At 42.5% G+C, this 24,115-nt stretch carries 23 protein-coding genes; 13 read left to right on the forward strand and 10 right to left on the reverse strand.

Going from position 1 to position 24,115, the window contains the following annotated elements; all coding sequences use genetic code 11:
• Window positions 1-70 precede the first annotated feature (70 nt).
• The 5 genes from J0656_RS03050 (at window position 71) to J0656_RS03070 (ending at window position 5,285) form a co-directional block, all read left to right on the forward strand.
• A complete protein-coding gene (locus J0656_RS03050; RefSeq protein WP_207031419.1) occupies window positions 71-1,069 on the forward strand; it encodes a sugar phosphate isomerase/epimerase family protein in 999 nt (332 codons plus the stop codon).
• 23 nt (window positions 1,070-1,092) lie between these two features.
• Window positions 1,093-1,536: a DinB family protein gene (locus tag J0656_RS03055; RefSeq protein WP_207031420.1), complete on the forward strand. Its 444-nt coding sequence runs from the start codon at window positions 1,093-1,095 to the stop codon at window positions 1,534-1,536.
• A gap of 23 nt (window positions 1,537-1,559) precedes the next feature.
• On the forward strand, window positions 1,560-2,789 hold the full coding sequence (locus J0656_RS03060) for a nucleoside permease (RefSeq protein ID WP_207031421.1): 1,230 nt from the start codon (window positions 1,560-1,562) through the stop codon (window positions 2,787-2,789).
• Between the two features lie 102 nt (window positions 2,790-2,891).
• Window positions 2,892-4,127 carry an MFS transporter gene (locus tag J0656_RS03065; RefSeq protein WP_207031422.1) on the forward strand — a complete coding sequence of 412 codons (1,236 nt, stop codon included), beginning with the start codon at window positions 2,892-2,894 and terminating at the stop codon, window positions 4,125-4,127.
• 21 nt (window positions 4,128-4,148) lie between these two features.
• Window positions 4,149-5,285 carry a Gfo/Idh/MocA family protein gene (locus tag J0656_RS03070; RefSeq protein ID WP_207031423.1) on the forward strand — a complete coding sequence of 379 codons (1,137 nt, stop codon included), beginning with the start codon at window positions 4,149-4,151 and terminating at the stop codon, window positions 5,283-5,285.
• A 49-nt stretch (window positions 5,286-5,334) separates the two neighbouring features.
• Here the strand turns inward: J0656_RS03070 and J0656_RS03075 are convergent, their stop codons facing one another.
• Window positions 5,335-5,799, reverse strand: a complete 465-nt coding sequence (locus J0656_RS03075; RefSeq protein ID WP_207031424.1) for an ASCH domain-containing protein — start codon at window positions 5,797-5,799, stop codon at window positions 5,335-5,337.
• Between the two features lie 9 nt (window positions 5,800-5,808).
• Window positions 5,809-7,512 (reverse strand): GMC oxidoreductase, encoded by a 1,704-nt coding sequence (locus J0656_RS03080; RefSeq protein ID WP_207031425.1) that lies wholly within the window; start codon window positions 7,510-7,512, stop codon window positions 5,809-5,811.
• 142 nt (window positions 7,513-7,654) lie between these two features.
• Between J0656_RS03080 and J0656_RS03085 the strand changes: the two genes are divergently transcribed.
• The 6 genes from J0656_RS03085 (at window position 7,655) to nadD (ending at window position 12,330) form a co-directional block, all read left to right on the forward strand.
• The gene (locus J0656_RS03085) at window positions 7,655-8,707 is read left to right on the forward strand and encodes a sugar phosphate isomerase/epimerase family protein (RefSeq protein ID WP_207031427.1); all 1,053 of its coding nucleotides are present in this window, start codon (window positions 7,655-7,657) and stop codon (window positions 8,705-8,707) included.
• A complete protein-coding gene (locus tag J0656_RS03090; RefSeq protein ID WP_207031429.1) occupies window positions 8,704-9,450 on the forward strand; it encodes a 3-keto-disaccharide hydrolase in 747 nt (248 codons plus the stop codon). Before J0656_RS03085 ends, J0656_RS03090 begins: the two co-directional genes overlap by 4 nt.
• A gap of 37 nt (window positions 9,451-9,487) precedes the next feature.
• Entirely contained in the window at window positions 9,488-10,207 is a 720-nt protein-coding gene (locus J0656_RS03095; protein WP_375587862.1) for a 3-keto-disaccharide hydrolase, read from the forward strand.
• An 84-nt stretch (window positions 10,208-10,291) separates the two neighbouring features.
• A complete protein-coding gene (locus J0656_RS03100; RefSeq protein ID WP_207031433.1) occupies window positions 10,292-11,149 on the forward strand; it encodes a YicC/YloC family endoribonuclease in 858 nt (285 codons plus the stop codon).
• Window positions 11,146-11,742, forward strand: a complete 597-nt coding sequence (gmk, locus tag J0656_RS03105; RefSeq protein WP_207031435.1) for a guanylate kinase — start codon at window positions 11,146-11,148, stop codon at window positions 11,740-11,742. Before J0656_RS03100 ends, gmk begins: the two co-directional genes overlap by 4 nt.
• 3 nt (window positions 11,743-11,745) lie before the next feature.
• Window positions 11,746-12,330: a nicotinate (nicotinamide) nucleotide adenylyltransferase gene (gene nadD, locus J0656_RS03110; RefSeq protein ID WP_207031438.1), complete on the forward strand. Its 585-nt coding sequence runs from the start codon at window positions 11,746-11,748 to the stop codon at window positions 12,328-12,330.
• A 1-nt stretch (window position 12,331) separates the two neighbouring features.
• Here the strand turns inward: nadD and J0656_RS03115 are convergent, their stop codons facing one another.
• The 3 genes from J0656_RS03115 to J0656_RS03125 all read right to left on the reverse strand — a co-directional run bounded on the left by J0656_RS03115 (window position 12,332) and on the right by J0656_RS03125 (window position 16,671).
• On the reverse strand, window positions 12,332-13,054 hold the full coding sequence (locus J0656_RS03115) for a DUF6503 family protein (protein WP_207031439.1): 723 nt from the start codon (window positions 13,052-13,054) through the stop codon (window positions 12,332-12,334).
• Between the two features lie 36 nt (window positions 13,055-13,090).
• The gene (locus J0656_RS03120) at window positions 13,091-15,385 is read right to left on the reverse strand and encodes an inorganic phosphate transporter (protein WP_207031440.1); all 2,295 of its coding nucleotides are present in this window, start codon (window positions 15,383-15,385) and stop codon (window positions 13,091-13,093) included.
• Between the two features lie 71 nt (window positions 15,386-15,456).
• Window positions 15,457-16,671, reverse strand: a complete 1,215-nt coding sequence (locus tag J0656_RS03125; protein ID WP_207031441.1) for a porin — start codon at window positions 16,669-16,671, stop codon at window positions 15,457-15,459.
• 301 nt (window positions 16,672-16,972) lie between these two features.
• Between J0656_RS03125 and dgt the strand changes: the two genes are divergently transcribed.
• Window positions 16,973-18,331 (forward strand): dGTP triphosphohydrolase, encoded by a 1,359-nt coding sequence (gene dgt, locus J0656_RS03130; protein WP_207031442.1) that lies wholly within the window; start codon window positions 16,973-16,975, stop codon window positions 18,329-18,331.
• On the opposite strand, the gene J0656_RS03135 is transcribed toward dgt, so the two are convergent.
• Both J0656_RS03135 and J0656_RS03140 read right to left on the reverse strand, forming a co-directional pair.
• Window positions 18,328-19,386 (reverse strand): DUF3078 domain-containing protein, encoded by a 1,059-nt coding sequence (locus tag J0656_RS03135; protein ID WP_207031443.1) that lies wholly within the window; start codon window positions 19,384-19,386, stop codon window positions 18,328-18,330. The two genes, dgt and J0656_RS03135, sit on opposite strands and share 4 nt — an antisense overlap.
• A complete protein-coding gene (locus J0656_RS03140; protein WP_237688823.1) occupies window positions 19,377-21,188 on the reverse strand; it encodes a 1-deoxy-D-xylulose-5-phosphate synthase in 1,812 nt (603 codons plus the stop codon). The genes J0656_RS03135 and J0656_RS03140 overlap by 10 nt, the downstream gene beginning before the upstream one ends.
• Window positions 21,189-21,238: 50 nt before the next feature.
• On the opposite strand from J0656_RS03140, the gene J0656_RS03145 reads away from it, so the two are divergent.
• On the forward strand, window positions 21,239-21,688 hold the full coding sequence (locus J0656_RS03145; protein WP_176618924.1) for a nucleoside deaminase: 450 nt from the start codon (window positions 21,239-21,241) through the stop codon (window positions 21,686-21,688).
• A gap of 53 nt (window positions 21,689-21,741) precedes the next feature.
• On the opposite strand, the gene J0656_RS03150 is transcribed toward J0656_RS03145, so the two are convergent.
• The 3 genes from J0656_RS03150 to J0656_RS03160 form a co-directional block, all read right to left on the reverse strand.
• On the reverse strand, window positions 21,742-21,936 hold the full coding sequence (locus J0656_RS03150) for a cold-shock protein (RefSeq protein WP_108245446.1): 195 nt from the start codon (window positions 21,934-21,936) through the stop codon (window positions 21,742-21,744).
• A gap of 83 nt (window positions 21,937-22,019) precedes the next feature.
• Window positions 22,020-22,280, reverse strand: coding sequence for a hypothetical protein (locus tag J0656_RS03155; RefSeq protein WP_207031444.1), 261 nt, complete (start codon window positions 22,278-22,280; stop codon window positions 22,020-22,022).
• Entirely contained in the window at window positions 22,277-24,061 is a 1,785-nt protein-coding gene (locus J0656_RS03160) for a chloride channel protein (protein WP_207031445.1), read from the reverse strand. The genes J0656_RS03155 and J0656_RS03160 overlap by 4 nt, the downstream gene beginning before the upstream one ends.
• Window positions 24,062-24,115 lie beyond the last annotated feature (54 nt).

The following is a 24,115-nucleotide window of genomic DNA, read 5'->3' on the forward strand; positions in this document are numbered from 1 at the left end:
GTTTATTGAGAATTCAGCACTATAACGTTGTAGTTTTTGGATTCCGCACGAAATTAACTAACGTAAAAATATGAACAGAAGTAGTTTAGCACAGAAAAGTATTGTCACACTTATTGCCGTGGCTTTTTTAGGATTTTATTCCTGTAAAGAGAATTCAAAGAAGGAAACAGCAGAGGAATCCGCTACGGAGGCAGTAGCAGAAGAGCAACCCAAACCGGACATTAAGCTTTCTTTGGCACAATGGTCCATACACAAAATGATCTTTGAAGAGGGAGTTGACCCTTATACTTTTGCCGCCAAAGCAAGTGAATGGGGTTTTGAGGGCTTGGAATATGTGAGTGCACTATACTATAAAGAATTGCAAGCTGCCAATTTTTCCGAAGAGGCCATGGCCAAATGGGTGGAAAAAAGTAAGGCAGAAAGTGAAAAATATGGCTTAAAAAACCTTTTGATCATGGTGGACGGCCAAGGAGACATCGCTGTTCCAGATGAAGCAGAAAGAACAAAAGCCGTGGAAAACCATTATAAATGGGTGGATGCAGCGGCAGCTTTGGGTTGCCACTCCATCCGGGTTAACCTTAACGGAAGCATGGAACCCGAAGTTTGGATGCCTGCCTCCGTTGCAGGACTTACCCAATTGGCCACTTATGCAAAGGACAAGAACATCAATATTATTGTAGAGAACCACGGAGGGCCATCTTCCAATGCCCAAATGCTGGCCGAAGTTATGGAAAAGGTGGGCATGGACAATTGCGGTACGCTTCCAGATTTTGGAAACTTCTGCATCAAAAGAGAAGCAGGCGACTACTATTCATCAGAATGTTTGGAAGAGTACGACAAATATAAAGGGGTAAAAGAATTGATGCCCTATGCCAAAGGTGTTAGCGCGAAGTCCTACAATTTTGATGAGAACGGTAATGAAACCGTCATTGATTTTGAAAGACTCATGGATATTGTTATCGAGGCTGGATACGAAGGTTATGTGGGAGTGGAGTACGAAGGTTCTGAACTTAGCGAAGAAGAGGGAATATTGGCAACCAAGAAACTTTTGGAAAAAGTACTGGAATAGTACTACTAAATATAAATGGGTAGATGAAGGGATTTTTACAACAGCTCTTCGATTACAATTTTTATTGTAACAAAAAAATAATTGAACAATGCAGTGGTCCGGGCCAGGTTCCGGACAACTGCATTAGACTTTTTAGTCATATACTCAATGCCCATCATATTTGGAACCAAAGGATACTGGAATCCCCAACTGAATTTGGAGTCTGGGACCTGCATGAGGTAGATACATGGGAAGACATTCATTACGAAAATCAACGAACTTCCTTTGAAATTGTATCCAGCACGGATACTTTTGATAAACGAGTGGAATATACCAACAGTACAGGAAAGAATTTTTCAAATAAACTGGAGGACATCCTTTTTCATATCATCAATCATTCCACGCACCATAGAGGGCAAATTATGATGGAGTTGAGAAATGCGGGGATAGTGCCCGAGCCTTTGGACTATGTGCATTACAAACGATAATTACTAATTTTTGAATACCAACAATGAATATTAAGACCAAATTCCAACTATCCTTTATGATGTTCCTCGAGTTTTTTATCTGGGGAGGTTGGTTTGTTACCTTGGGAACATTCCTAGGGAATAATCTAGAAGCAACTGCAGGGCAGTCATCAATGGCTTTTTCCACACAATCTTGGGGCGCTATCATAGCCCCGTTCATTATAGGACTGATTGCCGACAGATATTTTAATGCCGAACGAATTTTAGGAGTACTGCACCTTATTGGTGCTTTTTTAATGTACCAGATGTATCAGTCAGAGGATTTTGTTGCTTTCTACCCCTATGTGTTGGGATACATGATTTTGTATATGCCAACATTGGCTTTGGTGAATTCCATTTCCTTTAACCAAATGAAAGACCCGGCAAAGGAGTTTTCGAACATCCGTGTGTTTGGAACCATTGGATGGATTGTTGCGGGATTGGTCATCAGCTATCTTTTTGTTTGGGACTCTCCCGAAGCCTTGGAAGCGGGAATGCTTAAAAATACATTTTTGATGGCAGGAATCGCTTCGGCAATTTTGGGGCTTTTCAGTTTTACACTTCCCAAAACACCACCAAAGGTGGACAAAGGCGAAAAAGTGACCATTTCTGATGTGTTGGGACTTGAAGCATTGAAACTCTTGAAGAACAAAAATTTTTTGGTGTTCTTTATCTCATCGGTATTGATTTGTATCCCATTGGCTTTCTATTATCAAAACGCCAATCCGTTCTTGGCAGAAATAGGGTTGCCAAATCCAACCGGTAAAATGGCCATAGGCCAAATTTCCGAAGCACTTTTTATCCTCGCACTACCTTTCTTTTTTACCAGATTTGGATTTAAGAAGACCATATTGGTTGGTATGTTGGCCTGGACGGTTCGTTACCTGCTTTTTGCCTATGGTAATGCGGATGAATTGTCGTTTATGCTGATTCTTGGAATTGCACTGCACGGAATTTGTTATGATTTTTTCTTTGTATCCGGACAGATTTACACGGATACCAAAGCAGGGGAAAAGTACAAGAGTGCCGCTCAAGGGTTGATTACATTGGCCACTTATGGAGTGGGAATGCTCATAGGTTTCTGGATTGCAGGACAAATTACAGATTCACTTACCATGGAAGATGGTGCCCATGCTTGGGAGAGTATCTGGATTTATCCAGCAGCGTTCGCAGCAGTCGTATTTATCCTATTTGCACTAATATTCAAGAACGAGAAAGTCGAATATAAATCGTAGGCAACCGAGAATGCACATGCTCGGACATCCTTTGATTCAATATGATAAAAACAAGAAGAGACATAAGATTTATAGATTAAACCACAATTAACCGAAACAAACATGAAAAACGTAAACAAGAATCAGCTATTTGTAGCGGCCTGTATATCACTGGTGGTTACATCCATGACCTTTGCCATCAGGGCGGGTATATTGACCCAGCTAGGAGAGGAATTTATGCTTTCCAACCAACAGTTGGGCTGGATAAACAGTATGGGTTTCTTCGGGTTCCCGATTGCCATGATCTTTGGTGGGTTGCTCTACAATAAAATTGGAGCTCGCAAACTCATGGTAACGGCATTTGTATGCCACCTTATTGGCTTGGTCATGACGATGATGGCAGGAGGTTTTTGGACCCTGATCATATCCACATTCTTTATAGGTTTTGCAAATGGTTCTGTAGAGGCGGCCTGTAATCCTATGATTGCCGATATGTTCACTAAAAACCGTACGGCCATGTTGAACAGGTTCCATGTATGGTTTCCGGGCGGTATCGTGATTGGATCACTTATTTCCAAGTTCATGACAGATTTCGGAATGGGATGGCAATTGCAGATTGCGGTAATGTTGATCCCTACACTTATTTACGGATATATGTTCTTTAAGCAACAGTTTCCAGAAAGCGAACATATCGAAACGGATACCACCAAGAACATCAAAGGTCTTGCCGACCCTTTGTTCATTTTTATAATGGTATGTATGACCCTTACCGCAATTTCAGAATTTGGCCCTCAACAATGGGTGGAACGAATTTTGGGTAATTCCGGGGCTAGTCCAATGCTGGTCTTGGCCATGGTCACGGGCATTATGGCAATAGGAAGATATTTTGCCGGGCCCATTGTACATAGGCTCAATCCCATTGGGGTTTTAGTGATGTCCGCATTGATAACGACTGCAGCAGTGTATAGCATGAGTGTTGCCGAAGGTTCAATGATTTATTTGGCAGCCGTTCTTTTTGCGTTGGGAGTTTGTTATTTTTGGCCTACCATGATAGGGTTTACCTCGGAATATCTTCCGAAAACAGGGGCATTGGGGATGTCCTTGGTAGGGGGTGCGGGAATGTTCTCCACGGCCATTTGGCAACCAGTGATTGGTGGGTGGTTGGACACTGCAAAAGAAACGGCAGTTTCATCTGGACTTGCAGATGAGGTGGCGGAATTGGCAGCGGGAAAGGCAACCTTGGGGAAAATGATGTTTTTTCCGTTGGCAGTGTTGATTCTGTTTTCCATATTGTTCGTATTCCGTAAGAAATTGGAAGAAAGAAGAGTGCCGCAGGGCCATACAGAAGAAGTAGTATAATTAGAAAATAAAACAATAAAAATGCCTAAAAAGATTAGACTTGGAATTCTCGGAGGAGGAGGGGATTCGCTTATTGGTGTGCTGCACAGGGTGGCAGCCTTCATTAATGATAATTACGAGATTGTTGGTGCTGTGTTTAACCCAGACCATAGTGAAAGTATAGCCTTTGCCAAGGAAATTGATATTCCAACCAATCGTATCTATAAAGATTTTGATACATTGATAGAAGAAGAAATGAAGCTTCCAGAAGACGAACGTATTCAAGTTTGCTCCATTCTTACGCCTAACTTCTTGCACTTTCCAATGGCAAAAAAACTTTTGGACAATGGTTTCCATGTCATCTGTGAAAAGCCGATGACCACGACATACGAAGAGGCCAAAATCCTTCAAGAGACCCTTAAAGAAGTCAAAAAGGTATTTGCCGTAACACATACGTATACAGGTTATCCGATGGTGCGTCAAATGCGCGAGATGATCAAAGATGGTGTTATTGGGAAAGTGCACAAAGTTGATGCACAATACTACCAAGGTTGGATGAATCCCATCATCCACGATAAGGAAAAGCGTGGAACCGTGTGGAGACTCGACCCCAAAAAAGCTGGAATCAGTTCTTGTATGGGAGATATCGGCGTACATGCCTTTAACATGATAGAATATACCACTGGTCTTAAGGTGCAATCCTTGCTTTGCGACTTCAACTACATGTACGATGACAATGTGATGGACATGGATGGTACCGCCCTTATCCGTATGGACAAAAACGTAAAAGGGGTAATCAGGGCAAGTCAAGTGGCCACAGGAGAAGAAAATAATCTGACCATTGCCATTTATGGCCAAAAAGGAGGTTTGAAATGGGAACAGGAAAACCCTAATTATCTATACAAATTGAACGACCCCGAACCGTTGCAGGTCTACAAACCGGGACATGAATACAATTCCAAACTGTCTTTGGACGGAACCAAGTTGCCTCCAGGACACCCAGAAGGTATTTTTGACTCTATGGCCAATATCTACCTAGGTGTTGCAAGAGCCATTCGTGGTGAAGAATACAATGATGGTGAATTCCCTACAATGATGGACGGTGTACGTGGTCTAAATTTTATAGAGAACACGGTAGCATCCCATAAACAAGGAAACATTTGGGTGGATATGGATTAAATCCCGACCCATTCAAAAAACATAGATAATGGCTGCCAATTGGCAGCCATTATTTTTTGTACAACATCTCAAACTGCTCAAACACCACAATCATACTTTCGGTAGGTTTGGTTCCTAATTCAGATAGTTCCCGGGTGTAATACTCCCAATGGACTTTTTTCCAATGGTCGAGGCTTTTATCGCCTTCACCCTCCAAACGGGCATGCTCTTCCCTGATGCTGAAGTAGGGAAGAAGCTTAACCGCGGTGGTCCGAATAATACATCTGGCATTGCCGCCCCAATCCGTTACCACATAAAAATCTCCGATTTTGGGCAAAGCTTCATTGCGGAGCTGTATCCCTTTTAGGGAATGTGTTGTTGCCCTTTTGGTTTCTTTGCAGATTAAATCAGCACACAAATTGGCATCTTTTTCATTATCACAAAAATGAATCACCTTTGGTGCGTCCTCGGAAGCAAACTCCAAATGGGCATCCAAAAAATCGCCCCAAAGATTTCGGGCTGAAGCATTTTCCATAAGTAGGTTTTAAGCAAATTTATTTTGTTTGAACTGTTCTGCGGCATGGTTGGCGGCCCTTGCCGTAAATGCCATATAGGTCAAAGACGGGTTTACGCAACTGGATGAGGTCATAAAGGCACCATCGGTAACATAAACATTGGGTACTGCATGCAATTGGTTATGTTTGTTCAGCACGGAGGTTTTTGGGTCGTGGCCCATGCGGGCACCTCCCATTTCGTGAATGCCCAGACCGGGACCAGTTTCCCTGTCGTACGTGGAAATGTTCTTAAAGCCCGCCGCTTTCAACATTGCCACGCCCTCCTCTTTGATGGCCTCCCGTATCTTATATTCGTTCTCCTTGAATTCAACATCAAAATCCAGTTGGGGCAGTCCCCATTGATCTTTTTTGTCCTTGCTCAATGTTACCCGATTGTCATGGTAGGGTAGCATTTCTCCAAAGCCGCTTAATCCAATTTCCCAGCCTCCAGGTTGTAATATAGCCTCCTTAAGTGCCTTGCCATATCCCATTTCCGCTACCATTTCCGACCAATCGCCCCTGTTGGCGCCACCTTGATACCCAAAACCCCGAAGGAAATCGGGGCGTTTGGTTTTCTCGTCCAAATTAACAAACCTCGGGATATAGACCCCGTTGGGTCTTCTGCCCTTGTAGTATTTATCCAAATGTCCATCGACCTTGGCAGATGCGCCCAATTGGTAGTGATGGTCCATGATGTTTCTCCCTAGCTGGTCATGCTCGTTCCCCATTCCATTGGGAAACCTGTTGGATTTAGATTGTAGTAGAATACCCACCGATGCCATGGAAGAGGCACAAAGAAAGACAATCTTACTATTGAATTCCAATTTTTCATGCGTTTCCGCATCTATGATTTTAACGCCGGTCGCCCTGTTCCTGTTTTCATCATATACCACTTCATGTACAATGGAATTTGGTCTCAAGGTCAAGTTTCCGGTTCTTTCCGCAGCGGGCAATGTTGATGAGTTACTACTGAAATAACCGCCAAAAGGGCATCCTCTCCAACAACGACTTCGGTATTGGCAGGGTCCTCGACCTTTAAAGTCAGTTGTGTTTTCTGTAATATGGGCGGCGCGCCCAATAGTGAGTAGGCGACCATCATCAAACTCTTTGCTCAGCGACTCCTGGAGCTCCTTTTCAACACAATTAAGTTCCATGGGGGGCTGAAAAATTCCATCGGGCAGTTGTTTGAGACCCAAAGCCTGTCCGCTAACGCCTATGTAGGACTCAACTTTATCATACCAAGGAGCAATGTCTTTATAACGCACCGGCCAATCCACGGCAATACCCTCCTTCTCGTTTGCTTCAAAATCTATGTCGCTCCACCTGTAGCTCTGTCTGCCCCAGGTAAGGGACCTTCCCCCGACTTGGTAGCCCCGAATCCAATCAAAACGTTTGGTCTCTTGGTAAGGGTGTTCCAAATCGTTCACAAAAAAGTGTTTTACGTCTTCTTTGGGCGCCCACCCGACCCTAAGTTGTTTATGATATTTTTCTTTGTCCTCACGGGAAAGCTCCCCTTTAAAGTTATAATCCCACGAATCATCGTTCATGGTTTTATAATCTTCGATGTGCTTTACCATGGGCCCTCGTTCCAACACCAATACGTTGAGTCCGTTTTCGCATAATTCCTTTGCGGCCCAACCGCCACTTATGCCCGTTCCTACAACAATGGCATCATAAACTTTGTTTTCAATCACTTTAATGTTGTTTTAATTGTTAGCTAATCCCTATATTTATGTTTTTCTACATGAGACCTAAAAATAGCATAGTTTTTTTCTTAAATATAAAAGATAAATCCCAATTAATTTGGGATTTCCTAATTCCTTAAATTTTAACTAAATGAAGACAATTAAAGGACCGGCCGTATTCCTAGCGCAATTTGTGGACAATCAACCTCCGTTCAATACTTTGGACGGTATGTGCAAATGGGCCTCAGATTTAGGCTACAAAGGGATTCAGATACCAACGTGGGAATCCTTCCTGATAGATTTGGACAAAGCGGCCGAAAGCCAAGATTACTGTGATGAGCTCAAAGGAAAAGTAAATTCTTATGGTTTGGAGATTACCGAGCTCTCCACTCATTTGCAAGGGCAATTGGTAGCGGTGCATCCTGCCTATGATATCATGTTCGATAACTTCGCTCCCGAAGCATTGCACGGAAAGCCAAAAGAGCGCACAAAATGGGCGATAGAGACCGTTAAAAAAGCTGCTACGGCAAGCCGAAGACTTGGACTTAAGGCCCATGCCACATTTTCAGGTTCCTTGCTTTGGCACACCGCTCACCCATGGCCGCAAAGACCGGCTGGATTGGTAGAGATGGGTTTTGAAGAGCTGGCCAATAGGTGGATGCCCATCCTTAATCATTTTGATGAAGAAGGCGTGGATGTATGTTATGAAATCCACCCAGGAGAAGACCTGCATGATGGTGATACTTTTGAACGCTTTTTGGAAGCTACCGGCAACCACAAAAGAGTGAATATTTTGTACGACCCGAGTCACTTCGTACTTCAGCAGTTGGATTATATTACCTACATTGACCACTATCATGAGTTTATAAAATCTTTCCACGTGAAGGATTCCGAATTTAATCCAACTGGGAAAAAAGGAGCCTTTGGCGGTTACAATGATTGGGGCGATAGGGCAGGCAGATACCGTTCTTTGGGGGATGGACAAATAGATTTTAAGACAATCTTCTCCAAACTGACCCAGTACGGATGCGATGTATGGGCCGTAATGGAATGGGAATGCTGTATCAAAAGTCCGGAGCAGGGAGCTCGCGAAGGCGCTAAATTTATTCAAGACCATATTATAGAAGCAACCACAAAAACATTTGATGATTTCGCTGGAGCGGATATCGATGAACAAAAACTTAAAAACATATTAGGATTATGAAAAAACCATTGTTGTTTATAGCTCTTGCAGCAGTATTTGCCTGTAAGGACAAACCAAAGGAAAACAAAGAAGAGGTTCAAGAAGAAATGACGGAAATTGTTGAAGAAAAAGAATCTGAATGGATTACCCTATTTGATGGGACCAACTTTGATGGCTGGCACATGTACAATGGGGGCGAGGTTACCGAACCTTGGAAACTGGAAGATGGGGCCATGGTGCTCTATCCGCCAGAGGAACGCCCCGAAGGTGCCAACTACAACTTGGTTACCGATGAGGAGTTTACCGATTTTGTACTGACCCTGGATTGGAAGATTGCCGAAGGGGGCAACAGTGGATTCTTTTGGGGAGTAAAGGAAGGTGAGGAATATGGCCAGCCGTACGTTACCGGGCCGGAAATTCAAGTTTTGGATGATGAAAGACATCCTGATGCAAAAAATGGCGAAGATCGTTTGGCGGGATCTTTGTACGACATTGTTCCACCATCCGAAAAGGTGGTAAAGCCGGCAGGCGAATGGAACTCAGTGGAATTGATGATCAATCATAAGACCAACCAGGGTCATGTGATTCAAAACGGCACCAAGATTGTTGAATTCCCGGTGGAAGGTCCAGAGTGGGATGAATTGATAGCCAACTCCAAATTTACGGACTGGGAAGATTTTGCCGCCTTTAAAACAGGTAAAATCGGACTGCAGGACCATGGGAATGTAGTAGCATTCAGAAATATCAAGATTAAAGAGTTGTAGCATGAAAAGATTGAGATATACTTTGGGTGTAGTTGCCATGATGACAGGTTTCTATATCAATGCTCAGGAAGTGGAACCCACAAAACCCGAAGCGACCGAATTGTATAAACCTGTTCCGCCAAAAGTGACCCCTGGTGAGAATGGTGCACCGCCAAGCGATGCCATTGTCTTGTTTGACGGGACTTCTTTGGATAAGTGGATGAGTGCTGCGGACAGCACTGATGCCAAATGGGTTTTGAACAAGGATGGCAGTATGACCGTGAAGGATAAAACGGGCGATATTGTGACCAAGCAGAATTTTGGGAGCATTCAGTTACATATTGAATGGAAATCACCTGCCGAAGTACAGCGGGATGGTCAGAATAGAGGAAATAGTGGAATCTTTCTGAACGGGCTCTACGAGGTCCAGGTGTTGGACAATAATGATAACGATACCTATGTAAATGGGCAAGTTGCCTCCATTTATAAACAGCATACACCCCTGGCTATGGCTTCCGTGCCCACTGGGGAATGGAATACCTACGATATTATTTACCACGCACCCGAGTTTGAAAAAGGTCAAAAAGTAAAATCCGGAACCCTTACGGTGATACATAATGGTGTTTTGGTACAAGATCATGTAGAGATCAAAGGAACTACCCCTTACATTGGTTGGCCCAAAAACCCACCACATGGAAAGGGGCCGCTTAGGCTTCAGGATCATGGGGACAACAGTAGGGTGAGCTTTAGAAATATTTGGGTAAGGGAGTTGAATTAACTCCCTTTCACCATTTGCCAGGTAGAATCTTTAAAGTGCCAGTAACCTATTTTGGTTACCTTTGGCAAAATTTATCATACATCTATGATTCAATCCATGACAGGCTTCGGGAAGCACATTGTACAGCTTCCTTCCAAAAAAATCACTATAGAGCTCAAGTCGCTTAATAGCAAGAGTTTGGACATCAATGCCAGACTCCCTCAATTCTATCGCGAAAAAGAACTGGAACTGCGCAAAATGATAGCTGGAGCTTTGGTGAGGGGCAAGGTGGATTTTAACCTTTATGTTGAAATAACCGGGGAGGAGACCACGGCAGAAGTCAATCAAGGAGTAGTTAGAAATTACATGGACCAATTGGCAAATATTGTCAATGGGGATGATATTAAACTATTGGAGATGGCCCTGCGGATGCCGGATACGTTAAAAACGGATAAGGATGATATTGATGAGGAGGAGTACAAGTCCATAATCGAAGCAATGAACGAAGCGCTTTCCAAAATAGTTGAGTTTAGGAATGAAGAAGGAAAAGTTTTGGAAGAAGACTTTGTAGCAAGGCTCAACAACTTGAACGATTTATTGGAAAAGGTGAACACCATGGATCCCGAGCGACTTGGGACAGTGCGCGAACGATTGGAGAAAGCGGTTGCCGACCTAAAAGTGGAGCTCGATGCCAATAGGTTCGAGCAGGAACTCATCTATTATTTGGAAAAATACGACATCACAGAAGAGAAGGTCCGGTTGGCCAACCACCTGAAATATTTTGAATCGACCTTAAACTCCGATGATTCCAATGGAAAAAAACTAGGATTCATTTCCCAAGAAATCGGAAGGGAAATCAATACCATTGGTTCCAAGGCAAACTATGCACCCATGCAACAATTGGTAGTGCAAATGAAAGACGAATTGGAAAAAATCAAAGAACAAATGCTGAATGTGTTATGACGGAAGGCGGTAAACTCATTATTTTCTCGGCACCATCGGGTAGTGGAAAAACGACCATTGTGAAACATTTGTTGGATCAACCCGAACTCAACTTGGCATTTTCCATTTCTGCCACTTCACGCCCACGGAGGGGCAAGGAAAAGAATGGTGTCAATTACTATTTTATGTCCGTTTCCCAATTTAAGCGGCACATCAAGGACGGTGACTTTTTGGAATGGGAGGAAGTGTACAGGGACAATTTTTATGGCACCCTTAAAAGCGAAGTGGAAAGACTCTGGGCAGAGGGAAAAAATGTAATTTTTGATATTGATGTGTCCGGTGGACTCAGAATCAAAAAGAAATTTCCCGAGAAGACCTTGGCGGTATTTGTAAAGCCGCCTAGCGTGGATGAATTGAAAATAAGGCTCAAGAAGAGAAGCACCGAGAGCGACGATAAGATCAACATGAGAATTGCGAAAGCTTCAGTGGAACTTGCCACGGCTCCTCAGTTTGATAAGATCATCAAGAACTATGATCTAAATGTTGCTCTGGATGAAGCCCATAAATTGGTGGCCGAATTCCTCGGTGTCGAGATACCTCCAAAAGAAAACTAGACCATGAAAAAGGTAGGGCTCTTTTTTGGGACCTTCAACCCCATACATATTGGTCATTTGATCATTGCCAACCATATGGTGGAGTTTTCCGATCTGGATGAGGTTTGGTTCGTTATTACCCCACAAAGTCCATTTAAGGTCAAGCAATCGCTTCTGGACAATAATCATCGGTATCAAATGGTTTTTGAGGCAGTACAGGAGTATCCCAAACTAAAGCCCAGTAAAATAGAGTTCGACCTCCCGCAGCCAAACTATACGACAGATACATTGGCCCATTTGGATGACAACTACGGCAAGGACCATCGTTTTTCACTGATCATGGGAGAAGATAATTTGAAGAATTTCCATAAATGGAAGAATTATGAAACCATTTTGGAGCACTATTCCATTCATGTCTATCCTAGAGTTTCAGAAGGCGTTGTGGAACATGAATTTAAAGACCATCCCAAGATCACTCGGGTCGATGCCCCGATTATGGAAATTTCCTCCACTTTTATTCGTAAGGCACATAAGGCAGGAAAAAATATCCGTCCGTTATTGCCATATACGGTTTGGAAGTATATGGATGAAATGAATTTTTATAGGTAGGCTATTGTGCCTCTTTTGACAAGGTATCGGTGCCCAAATATTTATCGTCCTTGTTCATGTACCACGCTCTTGTTTTTGGCATTTTTATCCCCTCAATGGTTTCCAGTCCCTTTAAAATGATGTACTCTCCATCATTTTTGTTTTCATCATGGTAAAACTGGTATACCTCCATGGCATAGGTGGTAGGGTCAAAGTAAAAATACCAGGTATCCTTTCCTATTTCTGCATCATAAGTCACCTTTAGAACAAGATAATCTTTGCCTTCGAATGTTTTCTTTTCAGTTTTTGGATCCAAGTTGGTTCCTGGATCGTTCAGCTTCATGGGGAGTCCGTAGAGATACGTGTAGTAATCCTTCATAAAATTACCGCGCTCACAGCTCAGTTTGAACTGCTCGGCTTCCTTTTGGGTGTATTCTTTACTTCCGTTCAAGGTAATCTCACAGGATGTATCCTGGATTTGGTAGGAATACGTATGATCTCCTTGGGATACATCCAGATTAAATTCCTGTTTTGGAAAATCAACCTGAATTACACTAATCCTTTCTGGGCTGTTAGGGGTTTCCATCACAACTTTAAAGGTGGCCTGCAAGCTTTGCCAATTTCCATTCGGATCGTGAAAAGCAATGGCTTTTTCCAAAACCTCCTCCGCTGAAACTGATTGTGAATACCCGGAGGCAGCGGATAACAGGCCAAAAACAAATAGAGTAAAACAATATCTTTTCATCCTATTAAAATTAATGAGGACGAAAAGATACCGTTTTTATTTTTTTTCGATAGTGGCTGGTTGAACCGTACTATCGTGTTCGCGATAGTATTGTTCCAAAAGGTTCATCATAGCGGTTATCAAGTCCCTTGTTTCGAGCAATAGGGAGAAGTAAAGAGTGGTGTTCTTTGGGCTCGATTCCTCTGTTCTTGTTCGGGATACTTGGATGTCTATCTTTTGGGAAACAAGATCATAAAGCTCTTGCTTGGAATCCAATATTGCACCTATCTGCTCAAAGGATTTTTCTTCGAACGCCTTTTGGGTACTGTTGAAGATTTCCTCCAATTTATGGTCGATTTCCTTGAGCTCCTTTATTTGATTGTACTTTAGCTTTTTATGATTGTTTTGAACGTGGTTGTAACTCACCTTTCCAATGTATTCCAAGGATTGGGACATATCTGTCAGGTACCCCATTATGTTTATGTAGAAGTTACTGGCTCCAATATGGGCCTCTTCCAAGTTCTTGATGAAATAAAAGGTGTGTTCCCTGAGGTCTTCTATTTCCAAGGCCAGTTTATTTCCTTGTTTTTTGTTCTTTTTCAGGGAATCCAAAGCCTGCTTGGCAAGACCATTAATGGAGTTGGAGTAAATTTTGTTGCTACGCTTTACCACATTGGCAATGTTGGTCGCGGTTTCTTCGATAACGCCTTGTATGGAACTACTTTCTGCTCTTCTTAAACGATCTTCGACCTTGATTTCCTTGGATTTTTTGTTATAGGAGATATAATTTCTTACCAAAAGAAGCACCGCTGCGAACAACAACATGGCTATGGCGGCACCTTTCCCAAAATTAATGAGGGACAAGACCACTCCTGAAGCAATAAAAGCGATTATGGCCGTGCTGAACCATCCGGCGATTACGTTCAAAACCCCAGCGACTCGGTAAACCGCACTTTCAGCACCCCAGGCCCTATCGGCCAAGGAAGTACCCATGGCCACCATAAAGGTGACATAGGTGGTTGATAGGGGGAGTTTGTAAGATGTAGCTATGGAAATCAAGATACCGGCAACCATTAAATTGACCGAAGCCCTGATCATATCAAAAGCGGGTAATTGAAGCACCTTTTCCTTTGAAAGGTTCACAGTGGGCTTTTCAAACCGTTTATTGATTTTGTTTTGTAGGGAGTTGGGAACTATAGAAGATGCCCATGTTGACAAGTTTATGGAAAATCTTACCAGACCTCTTGATAGAAAGTTTGGCTGAAATTTTTCCTTGGCCTCACCTTCTCTGGATAAGTTTATTTCTGTATCGGCAACATATCTAGCTTTTTTGGACATCCATAAGGTGGCTACCATGATCATCCCTGATAGGAACAACAAAAGGGTAGGGGTTTCAACTGTGTTGGCCAAGATTCCCATGCTAAATTCAGAAGCATCCACTCCTGATCCCGACCATGCTATGTAGGATTGCCAAGCAGCAATGGGCACACCAATAAAGTTGACCAGATCATTGCCTGCAAAAGCAAGTGCCAAAGCGAACGTACCCACCCCAATGATAACTTTGTAAATATTGACTTTGGCGAACTGTATAAGTACAAAGGACAAAATGGCCCAAAAAGCAAAATTGATAAAGCCCACCTTGTAGACCTCTGTCTCCAAATAATCTTTAATGGTGACACCTCCTATAAAACCATAAGTCTGGTCGGCAAAAGGAGTTCCCTTTATTCCTTTTAAAAGGATAAAATAAGAAATGGCAGACAGCGCGATTCCCGCAAAAACGGCGCCGACCCAATTTGCCTTTCTTTGAAATTGATACGAGAGCAATACCCTGGATACCCATTGCACAAAGGCACCAATGGAAAAAGCAATCACAACTGACGAAAGTATACCTATGATTATTTCAATGGCCTTGTCCGTATTGATGTAATGAAGAATATCCGAAAAACTACCATTTACATTTGCTATTTTTAAAATTGCCATAGCAACAGCGGCACCCAAAAGATTGAAAACTATGGAAACAGTGGTTGATGTGGGCATTCCTATGGTATTGAAAAAGTCCAATAGCAGTATGTCAGTGATCATTACGGCCATAAAAATGAACATGATCTCATCAAAATAAAATTCACCGGGGTTAAAAATACCTTTCCTTGCAACTTCCATAAGACCGCTGGAGAAAATGGCTCCACAGGCTATTCCCACACTTGCCACGATCATGATGGTCTTGAACGATATTGCCTTGGAACCAATAGCAGAATTCAGAAAATTTACAGCATCGTTACTGACGCCAACAACAAGATCTGCAATGGCCAGAATGCCCAAGGCTACAAGGATTAAAAAGTAAATGTTGTCCATAATTAGAATTCAAAAAAATTTTTCAAATATCAAGAGAATACACTTTTGATAAGTTATGTTAAGGTTATTTTTTAGAAATGTACATCTACCTGTAGGCGGTACATCAGCTCATCCAAACCATTGTCAATATTTAAATAGCTAAGGTCTGTTTGAACCTTTAGTTTATGTCCTACAATATATTTTGATAGCCCTAATGTATATTGTTTTTGCGGATTTTTACCTGTGATTTCCATATCCAATTCAATGTTAGTGAATCGGGCCGATACCTCCCAATTATTTTTGAACAAGTAACCCGATTGCAGGTTAAGTCCATTTCCTACCTGCACAACGTCTCCCGTAGGAGTGTTATCTGGGTTCAATGCCACTGGTTCACTGGCATCGCGATGCGCAAACTCCCCCATAAGTGAAAAGCCCCTGTATTTGAACATAAGGTCAAGGAACAGGGTATAGATGTTGGTTTCGTGGAACCCAATATCATTGGACATATAACTTCCCATATTGCTCCTAGTTTTAACCGCGTTGTTGTTTATGTCATAAGTAGTTCCGAACATTAGCTTTGGGGTTTGCTCACGGTTGAGGTCGGCGGCCCTATAGTCTCCTTTTTTAATGAAATTCCCAAAGGGAAGCAGTTCAATTCTTGAGGTGTATTGGTGCCCTCCTAGATTACCTTGTGTAACGTTTCTTCCCTCACCTTGTGAGAATGCGAATTTTTCACGGACCAAAAACCTATTGCCCAAATAGAAATGATGTCTGAGCTGAAAGCCCATATCCCTGTCTATATTGAACCTGCTATTCAACAATGAGCGATCTACCTGTTGAAGATTTCCGGAAGAGATGACCCTTTCAATGTTACCGGGCAATTTGGTCTGTCCAAACCAAAGTTCAAAGTTCTGGTAGAAATTCCATATGACCACGGCATCAAGAATGTACCTTGGCGTATTGCCCGTAAACTCTGAGGACCCCGACATATCCCTGTTGGAAAGACCAAGCTCTATCTTATATTTAAGTTTTGGGGAATAGGCAAAGCCGTTAAACTTAAGCCGCGCACGTCTTACCAAAAAATCCTGCTCAGGATTGGCAAATTTATTTTGCCCTTCATCAGTCCAGCTAAAATTGGACAATAATTGCATTCTTGCTCCCACTTTCATGGACCAAGTGCTGTCTTTGCCCATAATGTTGAGCAATCCGTCGCCAAAACGCGTTGAGCTAATTTCTTGGGAATAAGAAAAATGCGTGCAAGTGAATATAAAGATAATCCCAATTAGGGTTAACTTTTTGGTATTCATTACGGTACTAGTTTTTGTCGCTGCAAATAACCGCACCCAATGTTAAGTTAACATTTCCTGTATGTTATTTTATGTATGTCATTTTAATAAAAAAGGCTACCTCTTGAAAGGTAGCCATCAGATTTCGAAGAATAGTCGACAAAAACTAATATCCATAAAGAAATCCAATTCAAAATTGAACTTTGGAAATTTCTTTACTGTAATTTTAAGTTTAAGTAATCATTAAGCATTGTAAAGCAATGTAAAGCCCCTATGTTGGTCTATGATTTAGGTTAAACGTATATTGCACCAATAAATCATTATGAACTGGGAACAGCTACTCTCTTTAAAAAGATACGGGGACACCGGAAAACGCCTGCGGAAGGAACAGAACGAAACCCGGCTAGGGTTCGAGGTGGACTACGACCGAATCATTTTTTCATCGGCATTTAGGAGTTTACAGGACAAAACACAGGTGTTTCCAATGCCGATTGCCGTAGGCTCGCAGAAGAATTTTGTGCATACCCGCCTTACGCACAGTATGGAAGTGTCCGTAGTGGGAAGAAGTTTGGGGCGTATTGCCGGACAACAGGTTTTAGCGAAGTATCCGTTCTTGTCCGAAGTTCATGGCCATCACTTTAACGATTTTGGAGCTATTGTAGCCGCCGCAGCCTTGGCCCATGATATTGGCAACCCTCCGTTTGGGCACAGTGGGGAAAAAGCCATCGGCAATTACTTTAAACAGGGCAAAGGAAAATTCTACGAAGATGTTCTCGCAGCAGAAGAGTATCAAGATTTGATTGATTTTGAAGGTAATGCCAACGGGTTTAAGTTGTTGACAGAATCCCGTGAAGGAGTGCCAGGGGGATTGCGGTTGAGCTACGCTACTCTGGGAGCATTCATAAAGTACCCCAAAGCTTCTTTGCCAAAAAAACCGTCGAGGAACATTGCCGATAAGAAGTTTGGTTTTTTCCAGTCCGAAAAAGAGTTTTTTAATGAATTAGTGGGGGAAATAGGTCTTTTGCCCAATCCTGCCCACCCGAAAACAGGATTTTTAAGACATCCATTGACCTATTTGGTAGAGGCAGCGGACGATATTTGCTATACCATTATCGATTTTGAGGACGGCATCAATTTGGGATTGATACCCGAGGAATATGCCTTGGAGTACCTTATCAATTTGGTAAAGGACAACATCAATACCAAAAAGTATAATGCCATGACTACCTCCAGTGATAGATTGAGCTATTTGAGGGCGCTTGCCATCAGTACCTTGATAGGAGATGCAGTAGACGTTTTTGTAAATAACGAGGAGAAGATTCTCAATGGTGAGTTTGATGCATCTTTACTGGACAAAGGAAAGTACACAGCGCAGGTCGATGACATCATCAAATTGAGCGTGGAAAAGATATATCAATCCACCGAGGTAGTGGATAAGGAATTGGCGGGATATCGAATTATTTCGGACTTATTGGATATGTACACTACGGCCCTTATCAATGTAAAGGAGGGAGAGGATACCAATTATGACCGATTGCTCATCAAAAGTTTACCTGAAAACTATAGGAATACGGATGTGCCCATCTATAAGATATTATTGGACACCAGTTGTTTTGTGGCCAGTCTGTCCGATAGTGCCGCCGTTCATATCCATGATAAACTGACAGGGCGAAAGGTCTAAAACGAATAGAGCAGCCCTACCCCCAGTAACTGCTTAAACTGGACTTTGGCCACGCCCGGGCTTATTATGGTTCCATCCTCAGCAACTTCCTCATCAAATTTGATGTCATCATCAAAGATGATGTGCGTTCCAATATTGGCATTTAGAAAGTCGTTCACCTTGAGATTGAAGTTAAGCTCCCAATCCACATCTATGTTCCCAAAACTCCGAACATAATCTGTATATAGATTGAGGCGATGGCTCATAAGAACGTTGTTGGTAATTTCGGTTTCCCAAGTATTCGTCACCAAAAAACCAAGTTCCAAAAACACTCTATCCCCTTCTTCCACACCAAAGGCCCCTTGGTTGGAGAGATTCTCATCCAATACAAAAGTTGATTTCATGGTAGCGGGTGAAATGTAAAGGTTGAACTGATCTTTTGGGGGTATATATGATGTACCGACACCGACAAACAAATATCCAGGGGCCATAAATCTTGAAATTGGCGTCTCTCTATCAGGATATTTATAACCATTGGAAAATTGCGTCCGAATATTGGCCTTTACCGAATAGTACCAATTGGTGATGGTGTCCTTCCTAAAACTGAGAGTCGTGGAGAGTCGGATCTGGTCGTCGGTTTTTCGTAGCTTCCTTCCTTCTTGGGCATTGAGGCCGTATCGAAACTGGGCTTCGTTGTTCCAATTTAGATACCGGAATTTATAGTTACGGGCAAAATCTGCGCTCGCAAGAGCCGAAACAGAGTTGTCTCCCCCTGCGTTCCAGTTTACAAAAGAAACTTCACTGACGTTGAGACCAAATTTGTTGACCTTTTTCCAGAAAGATGTTGGTTTGAAACGATTGTACCATATACTCAAAGGCTTTACCCGGTTCAATACCGTACGCGGGTCGGTCAGTTTTGCGTTTCGGGTGAGGTACTTGAGTTTTACATCCTTAATGCGAATTATCTTAAAACTGCCATTAGTGCTATCAATTTCAAACGCCTTTAATTGGGTAACTTGGGAATGTGCAGATAGAAAAACGGCTAGGAATAGAATTAAAAAACAGTTTAATCGCATTGGTTCAAGGTTGATTGTATGTATGAGTGTATCGTATCAAAATCTATACCAGCCATTTGGTGGGTTTCCAAGACATCGCCATGATCCACAAATTGGTCTGGGATTCCAAATATTTTAACAGGTTTTGATAAGTCTTCCTCGTTGATAAATTCGAGTATAGCAGAACCAAGACCACCCAGCTTTGTGCCATCTTCCACGGTAATAACATGCTCGTATGTATTGAAAACACTTCGGAGAAGATTCTTGTCCAGAGGTTTTACGAAGCGCATATCATAGTGCCCCACTTCTTCAGGCCTATCCAATTTTTGAATGAGTTCGGCAACCGTATTGCCAATATGTCCAATGGTCAAAACAGCAATTTTGGAACCATTTTTAAGACTGCGGCCAGCACCTATTTCTATGGATTCAAAATCATTTTTCCAGTCTATGGTTGCGCCACGACCTCGAGGGTATCTTATTGCAATCGGTCCATCCAATCCGAATTGTGCTGTGTACATTATGTTTCGTAACTCCATCTCGTTCATTGGGGAGAATATGATCAAGTTGGGAATACAGCGCAAGAAGGCCATATCAAAAACACCATGGTGCGTAGGACCGTCCTGTCCCACCAAACCAGCCCTGTCCAAACAGAAAATTACAGGAAGTTTTTGTAGCGCAACATCGTGTATGACTTGATCATAGGCTCTCTGCAAAAAAGTAGAATAAATATTGCAAAACGGGACCAATCCCTGAGTGGCCATACCTGCGGCTAAGGTTACGGCATGTTGCTCGGCGATGCCTACATCAAAGGCCCGCTCTGGAATTTCTTCCATCATAAATTTAAGGGAGCTTCCACTGGGCATAGCCGGGGTAATCCCAACAATTTTTTGGTTTATTTTGGCCAATTCCACAATGGTATGTCCAAACACATCTTGATATTTGGGAGGCTGTACCTCCCCCGATTTTTTAAACCGCTCCCCAGTAATCTTATCAAATTTTCCAGGGGCATGGTAAACCACTTGGTCTTCCTCGGCCTGTTTTAGCCCTTTCCCTTTTGTGGTGATAATATGAAGCAGTTTTGGACCATCAACATGCTTTAAACGTTCCAGTTCCGTCACCAAAGCCTTTAGGTCATGACCATCGATTGGTCCTGTGTAGTCAAGGTTTAGGCATTCAAAAATGTTCTCGTCCTTGGCGGTGCCGGCCTTAACATTGGTAAGGTATTTTTTTAACGCACCTACGCTTGGGTCTATTCCGATAGCGTTATCGTTCAAGACAATTAATGCGTTAACATCTGTCACTCCCAAATGGTTAAGCCCCTCAAAGGCCATTCCACTTGCAATTGATGCATCGCCCACTACGGCGATATGTTGCCTGTTAATGTTGCCCTTTAATTTAGAGGCCATGGCCATGCCAAGAATAGCAGATATAGCGGTGGAGCTGTGTCCGGTCCCAAAATCGTCGTATTCACTTTCACTTCGTTTTGGAAAACCACTGATGCCACCCAATTGTCGGTTGGTATCGAAAATTTCTTTGCGTCCCGTTAAGATTTTGTGTCCGTAGGCTTGGTGACCTACATCCCAAATAAGTTTGTCATATGGTGCATTGAACACATAATGAAGGGCAATGGTAAGTTCCACAACCCCCAAACTGGCACCTAAATGCCCTTCCTTGGTAGAAACAATGTCAATAATGAATTCCCTCAATTCCTGAGCGAGCTTGGGCAGCTCGTCCAAGTTCAATTTTTTGAGGTCCTTAGGGGATTCGATATGTTTTAGCAGTCTTTCCAATGAATAAAAAACAAAAGTATCGATTCTCCTCAAAATTATTTTATGTGTAGCTTAGCAATCTGTTGAAAAGTGACATAAAAATCGTGGAGAACCCATTTGACGACAATTATTTTATGAAAAGAGCCATGCAAGAGGCGGAAATCGCTTTTGAAAATGGGGAAGTACCCGTTGGTGCGGTCATAGTGGTGAACAACCGGATCATTGGAAGGGCCCACAACTTAACCGAGCGTTTAAAAGATGTTACCGCACATGCCGAAATGCAGGCCATTACGGCTGCATCGAACTTTTTAGGCGGGAAATACCTGCAGGGGTGTACGTTGTACGTGACCTTGGAGCCTTGCCAAATGTGCGCAGGGGCATTGTATTGGAGCCAAATCTCCAAAGTGGTTTATGGCGCTTCAGATCTGGAGCGCGGATTTAGTGTTATGGGAGGGCACCTCCATCCCAAAACCGAGGTCGTAGGTGGTGTTATGGAAAGGGAAGCTTCAGAAATGCTCAAGCGATTCTTTATTCAACGAAGAAACCTTAACTAAAGAAAAAACCCCGGCATTGCCGAGGTTTTAAATCAAATCAAAATAAAATATTTTTATCCGATTACTTGCACGCGTGCAGCAACCACTCCTTTTCTTCCTTCTTCTTCGATGTATTCTACTTTGTCGCCTTCGTTCAATTCCACTCCGTTCAATGCTGTAACATGAACAAAGATGTCTTTTCCTGTGTCGTCGTTCGTAATGAAACCATAACCTTTGGAATCATTGAAAAATTTTACTGTACCAGTCATTAAAAAATAAATAAAATGTTAAAATACGAATGTAACTTTTTTTATGACTGATTGGATGAAATGAAGTTTAAATCTTATGAAAATTATTGATTTTCAGTCTTTTTTCGTTCTTTTTCTTGCATTTTCTTAATATTTTCCTTGGTAAGCATGTAATCTTTCATGTTTTTGACCTTGCTTTCTTTCCACAGGAAAAGCGGCATGGCCACCAAAAATAGACCAATTGTGCCTCCTCCAATGTATTTGGGTGCCTGTGGATGCCCTTCTTCCAAGGAAAGACCGTAGAATATGGAGCCAAGGGAAGCGAGCATGATCAGAAAAACGATATGTTTGAGTTTTATCTTCATTGAGAGTAATTGATTAATTTTCTGCGATATGCGGTCAACATTTTTGATTTACTGATAAAGCCTTCGTACTTGCCATCTTTAATGACAGGTAAATTCCAAGCACCGCTATCCTGAAACTTTTTCATTACCTGTTTCATATTGTCCGTTTCGTAGAATATAATCTCTGGCGGGGCATGCATCAAATTTTTCACAAAAACCGTGTCATAGAGTTCGGTATCGAACATCATGGGCCTGATATCGTCCAAGACGATTATGCCTATCAGTTTCTTTTCATCATCCAACACGGGAAATAGGTTCCTTTTGGACTTGGATACGGATTGATGGAGCATTTCGCCTAATGACATTTTAGGGTGAACGGGCTTAAAGTTCTTTTCGACAACATCGTCCATTTCCATGAGTCCAAGTACCATCTGGTCCTTATTGTGCGATAAGAGCGCTCCGATCTTGGCCAGTTCCTTGGTGTAAATGGTGTAGTCCAGGGCGTTTTTGGTTATCAAATAAGAGATTGCCGCTGTAATCATTAGAGGGACAAAGAGTTGATATCCACCTGTAATTTCTGCAATCAAGAAAATTGCGGTCAAGGGTGCGTGGATTACCCCTGCAATGAGACCTGCCATACCGATCAATGTAAAGTTGCTTTCCGAAACCGATAACCCCAACCCCAAATTGTTGATGACCTTGGCGACAACGTTGCCCAATGCACTGCCCATCACCATGGTTGGAATGAAAACCCCTCCTGCTCCTCCCGCACCTATGGTGGTCGTCATGGCAATTGCCTTAAAAATGGTGATTCCGAACAGAAGCGCTATTACTACCCAAATATTATCGGTAAAGGCATCGAAAGGGGTGGTGCCCAGAGCTTTTAAATGGTCGCCATCCAACAGATTGTTAATGAATCCGAAACCTTCACCATAGAGTGGGGGAATGGCGTACAACATGATTCCAATAGCAACACCACCTACCAAAAGTTTGTATTTGGGACTTTTTAATTTTTTGAAAAGCGATAAAATCGCAAAGTACATTTTGGTAAAATAAATGGATGCAAAACCTGTGCCCACACCCAAGAGAACGTAGAAGGCCGTATCTTCCAGTTTAAAACCTTCGGACAGGGAAAAACTGAACAATACTTCGTTTCCCAAAAAGAAATAAGAGGTCAACACGCCCGAAATCGATGCCAAAAGCAAAGGGAGCATGGACATCATAGTCAAATCCAACGTAAAAACTTCCACCGCAAAAATGATGGCGGCAATGGGTGACTGGAAAATGGAGGCTATGGCCCCGGCGGATGCGCAAGCGACCAAGAGCGTCCTTGTCTTTGCATCTATATGGAAAAATCGGCTCAAATTCGAACTGACCGCCGAACCGGATTTTACGGCTGGTCCCAACAAACCGACAGAACCACCGAAACCTACGGTGAGGGGAGCGGTGATCAAAGGGGTGTAAATGTCCTTTAGTTTGAGCAGGCCCCGTTTTTTCGATAGGGAGAATATAATGGAGGAGACGGCATGTTGTAAGGGCTCTTTATGTATGAATTTTACGTAGAGGTAGACTAAGGTTAGACCTATGGTGGGCAGTATGAAGTATAATTGGTTTTCCGAGAAAACGATTCCTTTTTTTAGGAGTGACTCGATAAAATAGGTGGAGTTCTTCACGGTAACCGCGACCAATCCTGCCAAAAAACCTACGATTAGGCTCATTATCTGAATAAAGGTCCTGTTGGAGATATTTCTATATCGCCATTTTAGGAATCGGGTGAGCACTTTTTTGTTGCTGTAGGGCATGGAGGTCCGTAATACCGATTAAAAGTATTAAAAAATCCCGCTTACAAAACGGGA

It is taken from the genome of Flagellimonas aurea (genome assembly GCF_017313785.1).
In the GTDB taxonomy this organism is placed as follows: Bacteria; Bacteroidota; Bacteroidia; order Flavobacteriales; family Flavobacteriaceae; genus Flagellimonas; species Flagellimonas aurea.